Raw genomic sequence first — 14,209 nt, 5'->3', positions numbered from 1 at the left:
TAACCTGCCTCCGCGCAATCAGGCTACCTGGTAGGCTTCGGCCCAACTCAGACCTTATATGGATAGAACATCATGAATTTACACGAATATCAGGCAAAACAACTGTTTGCTCGGTATGGCATGCCAGCACCAACTGGCTACGCTTGTACCACACCGCGTGAAGCAGAAGAAGCCGCATCTAAAATCGGTGCGGGCCCGTGGGTGGTTAAATGTCAGGTACATGCTGGTGGTCGCGGTAAAGCGGGCGGCGTGAAACTGGTTAACAGCAAAGAAGATATTCGTGCTTTCGCTGAACAGTGGTTGGGTAAAAAGCTGGTCACTTACCAGACAGATGCGCATGGTCAACCGGTTCACCAAATCTTGGTTGAAGCGGCGACTGATATCGATAAAGAGCTGTATCTGGGTGCGGTTATTGACCGTAGCTCCCGTCGTGTGGTGTTTATGGCATCCACCGAGGGCGGCGTTGAAATTGAAAAAGTGGCCGAAGAAACACCGGAACTGATCCATAAGGTCGCATTGGATCCATTGACTGGCCCGCAGCCTTATCAAGGTCGCGAACTGGCATTCAAACTGGGTCTAACCGGGAAGCAAGTGGCTCAGTTCACCAAGATCTTTATGGGGCTGGCGACTCTGTTCCTGGAACGTGACTTGGCGATGGTTGAGATAAACCCGCTGGTTATCACCAAACAGGGTGATCTGGTTTGTTTGGATGGCAAACTGGGTGCCGATGGTAACGCTTTGTTCCGTCAACCAGAACTGCGTGAAATGCGTGATAAATCTCAGGAAGATGAGCGCGAAGCACAGGCCGCACAGTGGGAGCTGAACTATGTCGCCTTGGATGGCAACATTGGTTGCATGGTAAACGGTGCCGGTTTGGCAATGGGGACTATGGACATCGTGAAACTGCACGGTGGTGAACCGGCTAACTTCCTCGATGTAGGTGGCGGTGCCACTAAAGAGCGCGTGACTGAAGCGTTCAAAATCATTTTGTCTGATGACAAAGTGAAAGCAGTTTTCGTTAATATCTTCGGCGGTATTGTGCGTTGCGACCTAATTGCTGACGGCATTATTGGTGCGGTTGAAGAAGTAGGTGTCAACGTGCCAGTTGTAGTGCGTCTGGAAGGGAATAACGCCGAGCTGGGTGCCAAAAAACTGGCAGACAGCGGTTTGAATATCATTGCTGCGACCAGCCTGACAGATGCGGCTCAGCAAGTTGTAGCGGCAGTGGGGGCTAAATAATGTCTATTTTAATTGATAAAAACACCAAAGTTATTTGCCAGGGTTTTACCGGTAGCCAAGGGACTTTCCACTCCGAACAAGCTATTGCTTATGGCACAAAGATGGTTGGCGGTGTGACGCCAGGTAAAGGTGGAACCCAGCATTTGGGCCTGCCAGTATTCAATACCGTACGCGAAGCAGTAGAAACGACCGGTGCGACTGCATCTGTTATCTACGTTCCTGCGCCGTTCTGTAAAGACTCGATTCTGGAAGCTATCGACGCAGGTATCAAATTGATTATCTGTATTACCGAAGGCATCCCGACTCTGGATATGCTGGTGGTCAAAGTCAAACTGGAACAGTCTGATGCGCGGATGATCGGTCCGAACTGCCCAGGTGTTATCACCCCAGGTGAATGTAAGATTGGTATCATGCCAGGTCACATCCACTTGCCTGGCAAAGTGGGTATCGTTTCCCGTTCTGGTACACTGACCTATGAAGCAGTAAAACAGACTACTGATATCGGTTTCGGTCAGTCAACTTGTGTTGGCATCGGTGGTGACCCGATCCCGGGTTCTAACTTTATCGATATCCTGAAGTTATTCCAGGAAGATCCACAAACTGAAGTCATCGTAATGATCGGTGAGATCGGCGGTAACGCAGAAGAAGAAGCCGCTGCTTATATTAAAGATCACGTGACCAAACCAGTAGTGGGTTATATCGCTGGTGTGACTGCGCCAAAAGGTAAGCGTATGGGCCACGCAGGTGCCATCATCGCTGGCGGTAAAGGAACGGCGGATGATAAATTTGCTGCGCTGGAAGCTGCGGGTGTGAAAACCGTCCGTAGTTTGGCTGAAATCGGTAATGCCGTGAAAGCTGTTTACCAAAGTAATAAATAGCATCGAGTGCACTGATTTCAGTGTTAGCTCGATACCTCAGGCCACCTTGCGGTGGCTTGAGGTTAATGACAAGTAACTCAGTGAGTGAAGGGTTTACCGTACCTCGGGGCACTCCGGTCGCTTACGCGACTACGACCCCAACGGCACGATTCCCCTTCATTTGATTTTGATAGCACTCTAAGGCCACCTTGCGGTGGCCTTTTTAATATCTAATCAGAACTTATTTAACGCGGTAATTAATGCAATATCAGTTTGAGCCTGTTGCTTGATCAGTTCACTGCTTGCTGCGGTGGCTTGCTGTTGTAATGTTGCTAAAGCAGCCTGGTAGCTGGCTTTATCATTAAATATCTTATCTTTGACATTGATAGACGCGATGTTGGTATAGCGGCCATCAGCTGTCGCGGGCACAGCAAGGGTGCCGTTATTAATCAGCTGTTTAACAATCTGCCGCTCTTTCTCGTAGCCTTCCAATCCCACTAAATGCCAGCGTTGCTGTGGTTTGCCCTCATATTTACCCGCTTTAACATCAGTTAGATAACGAATAGTCAAATTACGGATAGTGCCTGTTTCCTCTCCATATTGGGCTTTACTATCTGACAGTATTGGGAATTTTTGTCCTTCGAGTACGCCACCTTTTTGCGTCAAATGCCCCATCCGATAGCTGTTCATCCCCAGATGAATTGGTGTGATATCCGTAACGGGAGTGCCGTCATTGAGTCGCAGATCGGTGATACGTGAGCCGACTGGCTGACGTAAATCAATGGTGTAAGTCACGCCGTCAAAAAAATCATTGGTGGAATATTTGGAGGCGCGGCGCTGGGGGTTAAAGCTGTAGGTCACATCCCCTGGTTTAACCTGATTAAAGTAATCAGCCGACCATTCCATATATTGCTTCAGTTCTTTGCCCGTCAGAGCATAAACGGTAATTTCCCCACCGGCATATTGATAGTTAAATGCAATATCTTTAGCTGTGATATCACCCACATCCATTTTTGGTCGGTCATTATCAATCTGTAAGGCAATAACTTGCGCCTGCGGAGCGTAATAGTGAGCGGCTTCTTGATACAGCGCACTAATACCAGTGTCCTGCACATGGACTTGCGGAATGCCTTTAATCTCATCCGGCGGGACTAAATTCGTGCCACTTAGTGTCGCAATCACACGATTAGCATTGGCGCGTAAAATGTCGTGGTAAGGCTGATAGAGTGATTCCAGTGATTTATCGGACTCAATACCTTTGATAGGGTAGGTGTAACTGTCTTTCTCTATCAGGTGATATTTGCCGTCCCGTTGCTCAAATTTCAGATCAATACGTGATAGTGCACGGCCGTATTTATCCGGTTCAGTGATAATGACACCATTCACCACGGCCTTATCAATCTTCACGTGCATATGACCTGCGACGATGGCGGCAAGTTCGGGGTTAGCCTGGGCAATATCACCAACACCGGTGCCAGGGCGCTGATTTTCATTATCGATCCCCATATGCGCGACCAGAACAATGGCATCGACCTGTGGCTGGATCTGCTGAATGACCTTTTTCACCTCCTGTACCGGATCAGTGAAATGGATGCCATTGATGCGATCCGTGCCCTGTGCAAACTCGGCTGTCATGGGTGTGTCCATGCCGATAATGCCGATTTTAACCCCTTGGCGTTCAATGATTTTATAAGAGGGGAGGTAGGGTTTGCCTGAATCCCAGAAGATATTACCCGCCAGCGCAGCGCCATCAAATTGCTTGAGCGAGGTAGACAAGGCTTTTAAGCCAAAATCAAATTCGTGATTACCCATCACCCATGCATCATATTTTAAGGCATTGAAGCCCAGTATCATCGGGCTAATAGGTTCATTTTTAAAAGTTTCGACAAAGTTACCCTGAATGGTATCTCCAGCATCGACCAAAATAATATTCGGCTGTTCGGCGCGTATTTTATGCACTTTGGTAGCAATTTGGCTCAAGCTGCCAGCCAGGTTTTCGCTATCACTGGCATAGTCCCACGGCACAAAGGTGCCGTGCAGGTCTGAGGTTCCCAGAATGGTGATATCAACTTGTTGAGCGGCGAGAACGGGGGTACTGATACAGAGTAACGTGGTGAGTGCTATTTTTTTCATTGTAGAGTATTCAATCTTTTATAATGTCATAGCACTTCATCATGCAACAAAATGGCAACACTTGCGAACGCTTCCCTCAGGATGAACTACTATATTGATATAAAACTTGGAAATGTGATTTAACTCACTCTGAAAATAATAAATTTAAACGTTAACCTGGATCGCATAATAACGATGTAATAAAGCATTAGCTAAACGATAAAATTACATTTTATTAACAGCAATGGATTATATAAAAACAATCAAACTTTTAATTAACATGGAAAAGAATTAATTGTTCTAAATCAACTTTTCAATATGGCAATAATGTTCATATGGGCTTAAATTGTTCTGGATCAAATTACGGCATGATGGGCGAACGGCCTATTTATTGACCTGTATCCAGAACTCGAAGCTGGGTCACGTAAAATCCTATTTATTGTGTGGGATTAGAAGCGTACTATTACCGCGGTGTAATACTGGGTAGTTGATATTGTTATTTTTGTTGTGTTTTTTTGGGCATTCACTGCGGGTAATTACTAAACTTCCAATATAGCGGAGGTCAAGTTGCCGCAAGTCGGAGTCTTCCTGCGAGGAGCAAGGAGTCAAGATGTTTGATATTGTCGAACTGTCACGGTTACAGTTTGCCTTAACGGCAATGTACCATTTCTTATTTGTCCCACTAACGCTGGGTATGGCGTTTATGTTGGCAATTATGGAATCGGTTTATGTGCTGTCTGGCAAACAAATCTATAAAGATATGACCAAGTTCTGGGGTAAGTTATTCGCGATTAACTTTGCCCTGGGTGTTGCCACTGGTCTGACTATGGAGTTCCAATTCGGGACTAACTGGTCATATTTCTCTCATTACGTCGGTGACATCTTCGGTGCCCCTCTGGCAATCGAAGGTTTAATGGCGTTCTTCTTAGAATCTACCTTCGTTGGTCTCTTCTTCTTTGGTTGGGATCGTCTGAGTAAACACCAGCATTTGGCCGTAACCTGGCTGGTGGCATTAGGCTCTAACTTCTCAGCGCTATGGATCTTGGTTGCGAATGGTTGGATGCAAAACCCGATTGCATCTGACTTCAACTTTGAAACCATGCGTATGGAAATGCTGAGCTTCTCAGAATTGGTGCTAAACCCGGTAGCTCAGGTGAAATTTGTTCACACTGTTGCAGCAGGTTATGTCACCGGTGCGATGTTTGTTCTGGGTATCAGTTCTTACTACCTGTTGAAAGGCCGTGATATTCCGTTCGCCAAACGTTCCTTTGCTATTGCTGCAAGTTTTGGTTTGGCTGCCGTCTTGTCTGTTATCGTGCTGGGTGATGAATCCGGTTATGAAATGGGTGACGTACAGAAAACCAAACTGGCTGCAATTGAAGCCGAATGGGAAACTCAGCCACCTCCAGCAGCATTTACACTGTTTGCCATCCCAAATCAGGAAACCATGGAGAACCGGTTTGCGGTTCAGATTCCATTCGCTTTGGGAATAATTGCGACGCGTTCACTGGATACACCTGTTATCGGCTTGCGTGACTTGATGTCTCAGCACGAAGTCCGTATCCGTAATGGTATCCAGGCTTACAGTCTGCTGGAAAAATTACGTTCAGGTAATACTGATCCCGCCGTGCGTGAAGCATTCAGTAAGACTAAGCAAGATTTGGGCTACGGTCTGTTGCTGAAGCGTTATACGCAAAACGTAACGGATGCTACTGAAGAACAAATTCAGTTAGCCGCCAAAGACTCTATTCCACGTGTTCTGCCGCTGTATTTTGCCTTCCGCATCATGGTGGCTTGTGGCTTCCTGATGTTACTGATCATCGGCCTGTCGTTCTATAACGTGGTTCGTGGTCGGATTGGTCAGAAGAAATGGCTATTACGCGCAGCCCTGTTCGGTATTCCATTACCGTGGATTGCAGTGGAAGCAGGTTGGTTTGTGGCAGAGTATGGCCGCCAACCATGGGCCATCGGTGAAGTGCTACCGACAGCAATTGCAAACTCATCGGTTACTGCTGGGGATATTCTATTCTCCATGGGGTTGATTTGTGGTTTGTACACGCTGTTCCTGGTGGCAGAAATGTACCTGATGTTCAAATTCGCGCGCCTTGGGCCTAGCAGCCTGAAAACTGGCCGCTATCATTTTGAACAGCCGACTGCCCCAGTGCAGGAAGCACGGTAAACAGGAGTCCACTTATGTTTGATTATGAAGTATTACGATTTATCTGGTGGCTGCTGATCGGTGTGCTACTGATTGGTTTCGCAGTCACCGATGGTTTCGATATGGGTGTCGGTATCCTGCTGCGTATCATCGGTAAGAATGATACAGAACGTCGTATTATGATTAACTCGATTGCCCCCCACTGGGATGGTAATCAGGTTTGGCTGATAACTGCGGGTGGGGCGCTGTTTGCTGCCTGGCCAATGGTGTATGCAGCGGCATTCTCCGGCTTCTATATTGCGATGATTCTGGTGTTGGCTGCGTTATTCTTCCGCCCAGTCGGTTTCGATTACCGTTCTAAGCTGGAGAACAACCGCTGGCGCAACATGTGGGACTGGGGCATTTTTGTCGGCAGCTTCGTGCCTGCGGTAGTGTTCGGTGTGGCGTTCGGCAACTTGTTGCAAGGTGTGCCGTTCCATATGGACAGCTATATGCGTCTGTTCTACACCGGTAACTTCTTCCAGTTGCTGAACCCGTTTGGCTTACTGGCGGGTGTGGTCAGCTTAACCATGCTGGTGACTCAGGGTGCGACTTACTTACAAATGCGTACCCGGGGTGAGTTACACCTACGAGCCCGTGCTGCCGCGCAGATTTCTGCTTTGGTAATGGGCGTTGCCTTCCTGCTGGCCGGTATCTGGTTAGTTAAAGGTATTGATGGTTTTGTTGTGACTTCAGTATTGGATACAGCAGCTGAATCTAACCCGATGCGCAAAGAAGTTGCTCATCAGGCAGGTGCATGGTTGATTAACTTCAACAAGTATCCAAGCCTGTGGGCGCTGCCAGCACTTGGTGTGATTCTGCCATTGTTCACCATCTTGTTGTCGCGCTTTGAAAAAGGGGCTTGGGCCTTCGTATTCTCATCACTGACTATTGCCTGTGTGATCCTGACTGCTGGGGTAACGATGTTCCCATTCGTCATGCCGTCAAGCACAGTGCCAAATGTCAGCCTGACAATGTGGGATGCGACATCCAGCCTGTTAACGCTGAAAGTGATGACTGTTGTTGCGATAATTTTTGTTCCTATCATCTTGATTTACACCAGTTGGTGTTACTACAAGATGTTCGGACGTATTGATAAAGACTTTATCGAAAACAACAAGCATTCACTGTACTAAGGAGCATAAAGCATGTGGTATTTTGCCTGGATTCTAGGGACACTTCTGGCCTGCTCCTTTGGTATCATTACTGCTCTGGCGTTGGAGCAGAGTGAGGCCAATGCAGCAGCGAAAGCCGCTAATAATGGCAAAGACGATGTTGTCCGATAAGCTATACGATCTAATGGATAAGGGCCCGTTACGGGCCCTTTCACTGGTGCTCGCATTTGCTGTGGCTTTCTGTGTGTTCTGGGACCCTTCGCGTTTTGCGGCGGCGACCAGCTCACTTGAAGTCTGGCAAGAGGTCTTTATTGTGTGGGCTGTGTGTACCGGTGTGATTCATGGCGTAGGTTTTCGTCCAAAACGGATGTGGTTGCGTGCTTTTTTCTCACCACTTCCAGCAATTGTGATCTTGGGCGCGGGATTATTCTACTTTTTTGTCTAATCTGGTCACGTTTCGCCTAATCTGAACACAATCTCTCCTTATGGGCCGCCTGGCCCATAATTATTTTCGTTCTATTCTCGCAAGTGATTCCAATGCTTAACGCTCTTCAGTATAGTGTGTCCGTTAACTGCATTACTGGGAAGTAGAGTGAGTAATACGTTGTTTCGATGGCCGGTTCGTGTCTATTTTGAAGACACCGATGCAGGTGGCGTGGTTTACCATGCACGCTACGTTGCCTTTTACGAAAGGGCGCGCACTGAAATGTTGCGCCAACGCAATTTTCACCAGCAGCAATTGCTCAGTGAGCATGTCGCTTTCGCTGTCCGCCGCATGACGGTAGAATACCTGGCACCTGCACGTCTGGATGATATGCTGGAAGTTCAGAGTGAAATTACCGCAATGCGTGGGGCTTCTCTCACGTTTGCTCAACGAATTCTCGACTCACATGGCAATCTTCTGAGTAGTGCAGAAGTATTGATCGCATGTATCGATCCACACCAAATGAAGCCAAGAGCGCTTCCTAAGTCTATTGTCGCGGAGTTTAAGTAGTGGCTGACATGAACATTCTGGATTTATTCCTGCAGGCAAGCCTATTCGTTAAGCTTATCATGCTGGTATTGATGGGCTTTTCTATTGCTTCATGGGCGATCATCATTCAGCGAACGCGTATTCTGAATGCTGCTACCCGCGATGCAGAGGCTTTCGAAGACAAATTCTGGTCCGGTATCGAGCTGTCTCGCCTGTATCAAGAGAGCCAGGCTCGCCGTGATACGCTGGGTGGCTCCGAACAAATCTTCCATTCTGGGTTTAAAGAGTTTGCTCGTTTGCATCGCGCAAACAGCCATGCGCCTGAAGCCGTGATTGATGGTGCTTCCCGTGCCATGCGCATCTCTATGAACCGTGAGTTAGAAGCGCTGGAAACTCATATTCCTTTCCTTGGTACTGTTGGTTCCATCAGCCCATATATCGGCCTGTTTGGTACAGTATGGGGGATTATGCATGCCTTTATTTCCCTGGGTGCCGTCAAGCAGGCGACATTACAAATGGTCGCACCAGGTATTGCTGAAGCACTGATTGCCACTGCAATCGGTCTGTTTGCCGCTATCCCTGCTGTTATGGCTTATAACCGCCTGAATCAGCGTGTGAATAAACTTGAACAAAACTATGACAACTTCATGGAAGAGTTCATTGCTATTCTGCATCGCCAGGCTTTTGCCAGCGCCGAGAGCAAATAAGTAGGGGGTTGTATGGCGCGAGTACGTGGTCGTAAACGGCGCGAGCTTAAGTCTGAAATTAATATTGTTCCCTTGCTTGATGTGCTGCTGGTGCTATTGCTGATCTTTATGGCGACGGCACCGATTATCACGCAAAGCGTTGAGGTGGACTTACCTGATGCGACGGATTCCAAAACGGTCTCCAGCGATGATAATCCTCCGGTGATTGTCGAAGTATCCGGCGTCGGTCAATATTCGTTGGTTATTGACCATAATCGGATGGAGCAACTGCCTTCAGAACAAGTGGTGGCAGAGGCTCAGGCAAGGTTGAAATCGAATCCGAAAACTGTATTTCTGATCGGCGGCGCGAAAGAGGTTCCTTATGATGAAATCATCAAGGCCCTCAATATGCTGCATCAGGCTGGAGTGACATCGGTGGGCTTAATGACTCAACCGATATAAATTTGCGTTGATATTGGTTGGATTGATAATTAGTCCAACCAGTAGATACCCTGTTTTTGGCAGTTCCGTTTTTTAGTAATAGATCGCGGACATCGAGTGTGGAAATCGAGCGTGGGTAAGGCAACCGAACAAAATGATAAGCTGAATCGCGCTGTTATAGTGTCGGTGGTTCTGCACATCGTATTGATTGCCCTGTTGATTTGGGGCTCTCTGACGCAGACGACTGAAATGGGCGGTGGCGGTGCTGGTGGTGAAGTTATTGACGCCGTTATGGTCGATCCGGGCGCAGTGACAGAGCAATATAACCGTCAGCAACAGCAGCAGACGGACGCTAAACGCGCGGAGCAGCAACGCCAGAAGAAAGCTGAACAGCAAGCTGAAGAATTACAGCAAAAGCAGGCAGCAGAACAACAACGCCTGAAAGAATTGGAAAAAGAGCGTCTGCAAGCACAGGAAGATGCGAAGCAGGCGGCTGAAGAACAGAAAAAACAAGCAGCTGAACAGCAGAAAGAAGCCGCTGAGCAACAGAAAGCTGCCGCTGCCGCCGCTGCAAAAGCGAAAGAAGAGCAAAAGCAGGCCGAGGCCGCTGCAGCGCAAGCTAAAGCAGAAGCGGATAAGTTGGTGAAAGCACAGGCAGAAGCACAGAAAAAAGCTGAAGCCGAGGCCAAAAAAGAGGCCGCTGTAGCCGCTGCTGCGAAGAAACAAGCTGATGCAGATGCGAAGAAAGCCGCAGATGCTGCCGAAAAGGCTGCAACAGCCGCCGCTGAAAAGAAAGCAGCAGCTGATGCTGAGAAGAAAGCTGCTGCGGATGCTAAAAAAGCCGCTGCCGCTGAGGCCAAGAAGAAGGCTGCTGCAGAAGCCTCTGCAGCAACAGATGTCGATGATTTATTTGGTGGCCTGGCTAATTCCAAGAATGCACCGAAAAGTGGTTCCGGTGCAGGCGCTGCTGCTGCCGGTAAAGGTGGTGGTAAGAAGAGTGGGGCGTCAGCAGGTGATATTAGCGGCTATCTAGGCCAGGTCACTGCTGCAATCCAAAGTAAATTTTACGATGCTGATCTTTACAAAGGTCGTACCTGTAATCTGCGAATTAAACTGGCACCAGATGGTCTATTAATTGATGTTACACAGGAAGGGGGCGATCCGGCACTGTGCCAGGCGGCTATCGCTGCGGCGAAGCTCGCTAAAATACCTAAACCGCCAAGTCAGGACGTGTATGAGGTGTTTAAGAATGCTCCGCTTGTATTTAAGCCTCAATAAGGTTTGATTGACAGGGTATAATTCTGTTAATCAACCCTGGATTATGTAGTTTTGTTTGCGTTGGTTTGTTAAAATTCTGCTAATTATCGCGGGCATCCCGCTCGGATAAGGGAGATAAGATGAAGCAGGCATTTCGAGTTGCGCTAGGCTTTTTAGTATTATGGGCTTCTGTTTTACACGCAGAAGTTCGAATTGAGATTACCCAAGGGGTAGACTCTGCTCGTCCAATTGGCGTTGTTCCATTCAAATGGATGGGGCCAGGTACACCACCGGAAGAGATCGGTGCGATCGTTGGTGCGGATTTGCGCAATAGTGGCAAATTTAACCCAATTGATGCGGCGCGTATGCCACAACAACCTTCTACAGCAGCTGAAGTCACCCCTGCGGCCTGGACTGCGCTCGGTATTGATGCCGTGGTGGTGGGGCAAGTTCAGCCGGGTGCTGATGGCAGCTATGTGGTTTCTTACCAGTTAGTGGATACTTCTGGTGCAGCGGGTAGTGTTTTGGCGCAAAATCAGTATAAAGTGACCAAACAGTGGTTACGTTATGCCGCGCATACTGCCAGTGACGAAGTATTTGAAAAACTGACTGGGATTAAAGGGGCTTTCCGTACCCGTATTGCTTATGTTGTGCAAACCAACGGCGGTAAATTCCCACACGAATTACGGGTTTCTGATTACGATGGTTACAACCAGTTTGTAGTTCACCGTTCTCCTGAACCTTTGATGTCACCAGCCTGGTCTCCAGATGGTAGCAAAATTGCTTATGTTACTTTTGAGAGTGGCAAATCAGCATTGGTTATTCAGACGCTGGCAAATGGTGCAATCAGACAAGTGGCTTCATTCCCACGTCATAACGGCGCACCAGCCTTCTCACCAGACGGCACAAAACTGGCTTTCGCTTTGTCTAAAAGCGGTAGCTTAAACTTGTATGTTATGGATTTAGGTTCTGGCCAAATTAGCCAGGTGACTGATGGCCGTAGCAATAACACTGAACCAAGCTGGTTCCCGGATAGCCAGAATCTGGCCTATACCTCGGATCAGGGCGGTCGTCCACAAGTGTATAAAGTGAATATTAATGGCGGTGCACCACAGCGAATCACGTGGGAAGGTTCTCAGAACCAGAACGCAGATGTGAGTCCTGATGGTAAATTCCTGGTATTGGTTAGTTCCAATGGTGGGGCACAACACATCGCCAAACAGGATCTGGTAACGGGAGCCGTTCAAGTGTTAACGGACACGTTCCTGGATGAAACGCCTAGTATCGCGCCTAACGGCACCATGGTTATCTATAGCTCGACACAAGGGCTGGGAGCCGTGTTACAGCTGGTCTCGACTGATGGGCGTTTCAAAGCGCGTCTTCCGGCAACTGATGGACAGGTCAAATTTCCTGCCTGGTCGCCGTATCTGTGATGCATGTGTAAATACGTATGTATGGCAAACTATAAAAAAGGATCAAAGAGATGCAACTGAACAAAGTGCTAAAAGGGCTAATGTTGGCTTTGCCAGTTCTGGCTGTAGCAGCTTGTAGTTCCAACAAAAGCGCAAATAATGACCAATCTGGCATGGGCGCTGGCACTGGTACAGAAAACGGCAGCAACCTGTCTTCCGAAGAGCAAGCGCGTCTTCAGATGCAAGAACTGCAAAAGAACAATATCGTTTACTTCGGTTTCGATAAATACGATATCGGTTCTGACTTCGCTCAAATGCTGGATGCACATGCTGCATTCCTGCGTAGCAACCCATCTTACAAAGTTGTTGTTGAAGGCCACGCGGATGAACGCGGTACGCCAGAATACAACATCGCGTTGGGCGAGCGTCGTGCAAATGCAGTGAAAATGTATCTGCAAGGTAAAGGCGTTTCTGCTGACCAAATCTCTATCGTTTCTTACGGTAAAGAAAAACCAGCAGTACTGGGCCATGACGAAGCCGCATTTGCTAAAAACCGTCGTGCAGTTCTGGTTTACTAAGAGAATCGCATGAACAGTAACTTCAGACGTCACTTAGTGGGTCTGTCGTTACTGGTTGGCGTAGCGGTCCCATGGGCCGCTACTGCCCAAGCGCCAATCAGTAATGTCGGCTCCGGCTCGGTAGAAGATCGAGTCACTCAACTTGAGCGTATTTCCAACGCTCACAGCCAACTATTAACTCAACTTCAGCAACAACTGTCAGATTCGCAACGCGATGTAGATAGTTTACGCGGTCAGATCCAAGAAAATCAGTATCAGCTCAATCAAATTGTTGAGCGGCAAAAACAGATCTACCAGCAGATGGATAGTCTGAGCGGTGGTCAGGGGGCGTCTACTTCAACGCCTGCGGCTGCTGGCGCTGCGACAGATAATGCAGCGACTGGAAGTTCTGATACTGCCGCCGCAGGCGCAGCAGCAGCGACAGCGGCACCTGCAGCCAGTACTGGTGATGAAAACAGCGATTATAATGCAGCGGTTTCTCTGGCTCTTGAAAAAAAGCAATACGATCAAGCGATCACTGCTTTCCAAGGCTTTGTGAAACAGTATCCAAAGTCGACTTACCAACCTAACGCCAATTATTGGTTAGGACAGTTGTATTACAACAAAGGTAAGAAAGACGATGCTGCGTATTATTATGCTGTTGTAGTAAAGAATTATCCAAAGTCTCCAAAAAGTTCAGAAGCGATGTTTAAAGTTGGGGTGATCATGCAGGATAAAGGCCAAAGCGACAAAGCGAAGGCGGTTTATCAACAAGTGATCAAGCAATATCCCAACACTGATGCTGCTAAACAGGCACAGAAACGTTTATCTGCTCTTTAGCCTTTTTCGAGCCCAGGAATCGGTCTTATTGACTAATTTCTGGGCTTTGGCGAGCGAAGAACAAGCAGTTAGACGTCTTTACAGAAATTTAAGTTGCACTGTGAAGAGAAATTAGTAATATATGCCGCCGTTGCCAAGACAACTTGTAAAACGTTAAAGCAACAGGAAATTATAGTTCGCAGTAGACATAATGGGTCGTTAGCTCAGTTGGTAGAGCAGTTGACTTTTAATCAATTGGTCGCAGGTTCGAATCCCGCACGACCCACCATTATGAAGAGTTAGCAGGGTATCAAATCGTTAGGAATAAGAACCGTAAAGGTTCGAGCCGAGCGAAGCGAGACAGCAACGCGTAGCGTTGACCCGAAGGGCGAGTCCGCAGGACGAGTAATCCCGCACGACCCACCATTATGTTTTACAGTAAAGAGTAAGTAGTACCGCATGACAGCGGGTCGTTAGCTCAGTTGGTAGAGCAGTTGACTTTTAATCAATTGGTCGCAGGTTCGAATCCCGCACGACCCACCAT

14 protein-coding genes, 2 tRNA genes and 1 other RNA gene are annotated in these 14,209 nt (G+C 47.9%); 16 read left to right on the top strand and 1 reads right to left on the bottom strand.

Going from position 1 to position 14,209, the window contains the following annotated elements:
* The first annotated feature begins 72 nt into the window (after positions 1–72).
* Positions 73–1,239: an ADP-forming succinate--CoA ligase subunit beta gene (sucC, locus tag FTB31_RS13820; RefSeq protein ID WP_005165485.1), complete on the top strand. Its 1,167-nt coding sequence runs from the start codon at positions 73–75 to the stop codon at positions 1,237–1,239.
* Positions 1,239–2,117, top strand: a complete 879-nt coding sequence (gene sucD / locus FTB31_RS13815) for a succinate--CoA ligase subunit alpha (protein ID WP_050077790.1) — start codon at positions 1,239–1,241, stop codon at positions 2,115–2,117. Before sucC ends, sucD begins: the two co-directional genes overlap by 1 nt.
* A gap of 213 nt (positions 2,118–2,330) precedes the next feature.
* Here sucD and FTB31_RS13810 read toward each other — a convergent pair whose 3' ends face one another.
* Positions 2,331–4,229 carry a bifunctional metallophosphatase/5'-nucleotidase gene (locus FTB31_RS13810; protein WP_227731488.1) on the bottom strand — a complete coding sequence of 633 codons (1,899 nt, stop codon included), beginning with the start codon at positions 4,227–4,229 and terminating at the stop codon, positions 2,331–2,333.
* Between the two features lie 589 nt (positions 4,230–4,818).
* Here FTB31_RS13810 and cydA point away from each other — a divergent pair.
* From cydA to FTB31_RS13740, 14 genes are all read left to right on the top strand, one after another.
* Positions 4,819–6,387 (top strand): cytochrome ubiquinol oxidase subunit I, encoded by a 1,569-nt coding sequence (cydA, locus tag FTB31_RS13805; RefSeq protein WP_050077794.1) that lies wholly within the window; start codon positions 4,819–4,821, stop codon positions 6,385–6,387.
* A 14-nt stretch (positions 6,388–6,401) separates the two neighbouring features.
* The gene (cydB, locus tag FTB31_RS13800; protein WP_077174344.1) at positions 6,402–7,541 is read left to right on the top strand and encodes a cytochrome d ubiquinol oxidase subunit II; all 1,140 of its coding nucleotides are present in this window, start codon (positions 6,402–6,404) and stop codon (positions 7,539–7,541) included.
* A 12-nt stretch (positions 7,542–7,553) separates the two neighbouring features.
* Positions 7,554–7,691 carry a cytochrome bd-I oxidase subunit CydX gene (cydX, locus tag FTB31_RS13795; protein ID WP_005165495.1) on the top strand — a complete coding sequence of 46 codons (138 nt, stop codon included), beginning with the start codon at positions 7,554–7,556 and terminating at the stop codon, positions 7,689–7,691.
* Positions 7,678–7,965 carry a cyd operon protein YbgE gene (gene ybgE / locus FTB31_RS13790; RefSeq protein ID WP_050077798.1) on the top strand — a complete coding sequence of 96 codons (288 nt, stop codon included), beginning with the start codon at positions 7,678–7,680 and terminating at the stop codon, positions 7,963–7,965. Before cydX ends, ybgE begins: the two co-directional genes overlap by 14 nt.
* A gap of 147 nt (positions 7,966–8,112) precedes the next feature.
* Positions 8,113–8,514 carry a tol-pal system-associated acyl-CoA thioesterase gene (gene ybgC, locus FTB31_RS13785; protein WP_005165498.1) on the top strand — a complete coding sequence of 134 codons (402 nt, stop codon included), beginning with the start codon at positions 8,113–8,115 and terminating at the stop codon, positions 8,512–8,514.
* A complete protein-coding gene (gene tolQ / locus FTB31_RS13780; protein WP_004393307.1) occupies positions 8,514–9,200 on the top strand; it encodes a Tol-Pal system protein TolQ in 687 nt (228 codons plus the stop codon). Before ybgC ends, tolQ begins: the two co-directional genes overlap by 1 nt.
* A gap of 12 nt (positions 9,201–9,212) precedes the next feature.
* Positions 9,213–9,641 carry a colicin uptake protein TolR gene (tolR, locus tag FTB31_RS13775; protein ID WP_019081137.1) on the top strand — a complete coding sequence of 143 codons (429 nt, stop codon included), beginning with the start codon at positions 9,213–9,215 and terminating at the stop codon, positions 9,639–9,641.
* Positions 9,642–9,752: 111 nt separating this feature from the next.
* Positions 9,753–10,898, top strand: a complete 1,146-nt coding sequence (tolA, locus tag FTB31_RS13770) for a cell envelope integrity protein TolA (protein WP_050915953.1) — start codon at positions 9,753–9,755, stop codon at positions 10,896–10,898.
* A 119-nt stretch (positions 10,899–11,017) separates the two neighbouring features.
* Positions 11,018–12,310, top strand: a complete 1,293-nt coding sequence (gene tolB, locus FTB31_RS13765; RefSeq protein WP_050077802.1) for a Tol-Pal system beta propeller repeat protein TolB — start codon at positions 11,018–11,020, stop codon at positions 12,308–12,310.
* A gap of 50 nt (positions 12,311–12,360) precedes the next feature.
* Positions 12,361–12,867: a peptidoglycan-associated lipoprotein Pal gene (gene pal / locus FTB31_RS13760; RefSeq protein WP_005278500.1), complete on the top strand. Its 507-nt coding sequence runs from the start codon at positions 12,361–12,363 to the stop codon at positions 12,865–12,867.
* A 9-nt stretch (positions 12,868–12,876) separates the two neighbouring features.
* Complete coding sequence (gene cpoB / locus FTB31_RS13755; protein ID WP_005165506.1) at positions 12,877–13,686, top strand: cell division protein CpoB; 810 nt, start codon at positions 12,877–12,879, stop codon at positions 13,684–13,686.
* A 192-nt stretch (positions 13,687–13,878) separates the two neighbouring features.
* Positions 13,879–13,954: transfer RNA gene (locus FTB31_RS13750), tRNA-Lys, on the top strand.
* A gap of 14 nt (positions 13,955–13,968) precedes the next feature.
* A non-coding RNA gene (locus FTB31_RS13745) (RtT sRNA) lies at positions 13,969–14,091 on the top strand.
* A 41-nt stretch (positions 14,092–14,132) separates the two neighbouring features.
* Positions 14,133–14,208 (top strand) — tRNA-Lys (locus FTB31_RS13740).
* The last annotated feature ends 1 nt before the right edge of the window (position 14,209 follow it).

The sequence above is a fragment of the Yersinia proxima genome (genome assembly GCF_902170785.1).
In the GTDB taxonomy this organism is placed as follows: Bacteria; Pseudomonadota; Gammaproteobacteria; order Enterobacterales; family Enterobacteriaceae; genus Yersinia; species Yersinia proxima.
The sequence above is the reverse complement of the archived record's forward strand: the minus strand, read 5'-3'. Positions and strand labels throughout refer to the sequence as shown.

Coding starts and splice junctions, on each gene's coding strand:
- cydX (WP_005165495.1), top strand. CDS start 7,554: ATGTGGTATTTTGCCTGGATTCTAGGGACACTTCTGGCCTGCTCCTTT.
- tolR (WP_019081137.1), top strand. CDS start 9,213: ATGGCGCGAGTACGTGGTCGTAAACGGCGCGAGCTTAAGTCTGAAATT.
- cpoB (WP_005165506.1), top strand. CDS start 12,877: ATGAACAGTAACTTCAGACGTCACTTAGTGGGTCTGTCGTTACTGGTT.
- cydB (WP_077174344.1), top strand. CDS start 6,402: ATGTTTGATTATGAAGTATTACGATTTATCTGGTGGCTGCTGATCGGT.
- sucC (WP_005165485.1), top strand. CDS start 73: ATGAATTTACACGAATATCAGGCAAAACAACTGTTTGCTCGGTATGGC.
- cydA (WP_050077794.1), top strand. CDS start 4,819: ATGTTTGATATTGTCGAACTGTCACGGTTACAGTTTGCCTTAACGGCA.
- sucD (WP_050077790.1), top strand. CDS start 1,239: ATGTCTATTTTAATTGATAAAAACACCAAAGTTATTTGCCAGGGTTTT.
- tolB (WP_050077802.1), top strand. CDS start 11,018: ATGAAGCAGGCATTTCGAGTTGCGCTAGGCTTTTTAGTATTATGGGCT.
- pal (WP_005278500.1), top strand. CDS start 12,361: ATGCAACTGAACAAAGTGCTAAAAGGGCTAATGTTGGCTTTGCCAGTT.
- FTB31_RS13810 (WP_227731488.1), bottom strand. CDS start 4,229: ATGAAAAAAATAGCACTCACCACGTTACTCTGTATCAGTACCCCCGTT.
- ybgE (WP_050077798.1), top strand. CDS start 7,678: ATGTTGTCCGATAAGCTATACGATCTAATGGATAAGGGCCCGTTACGG.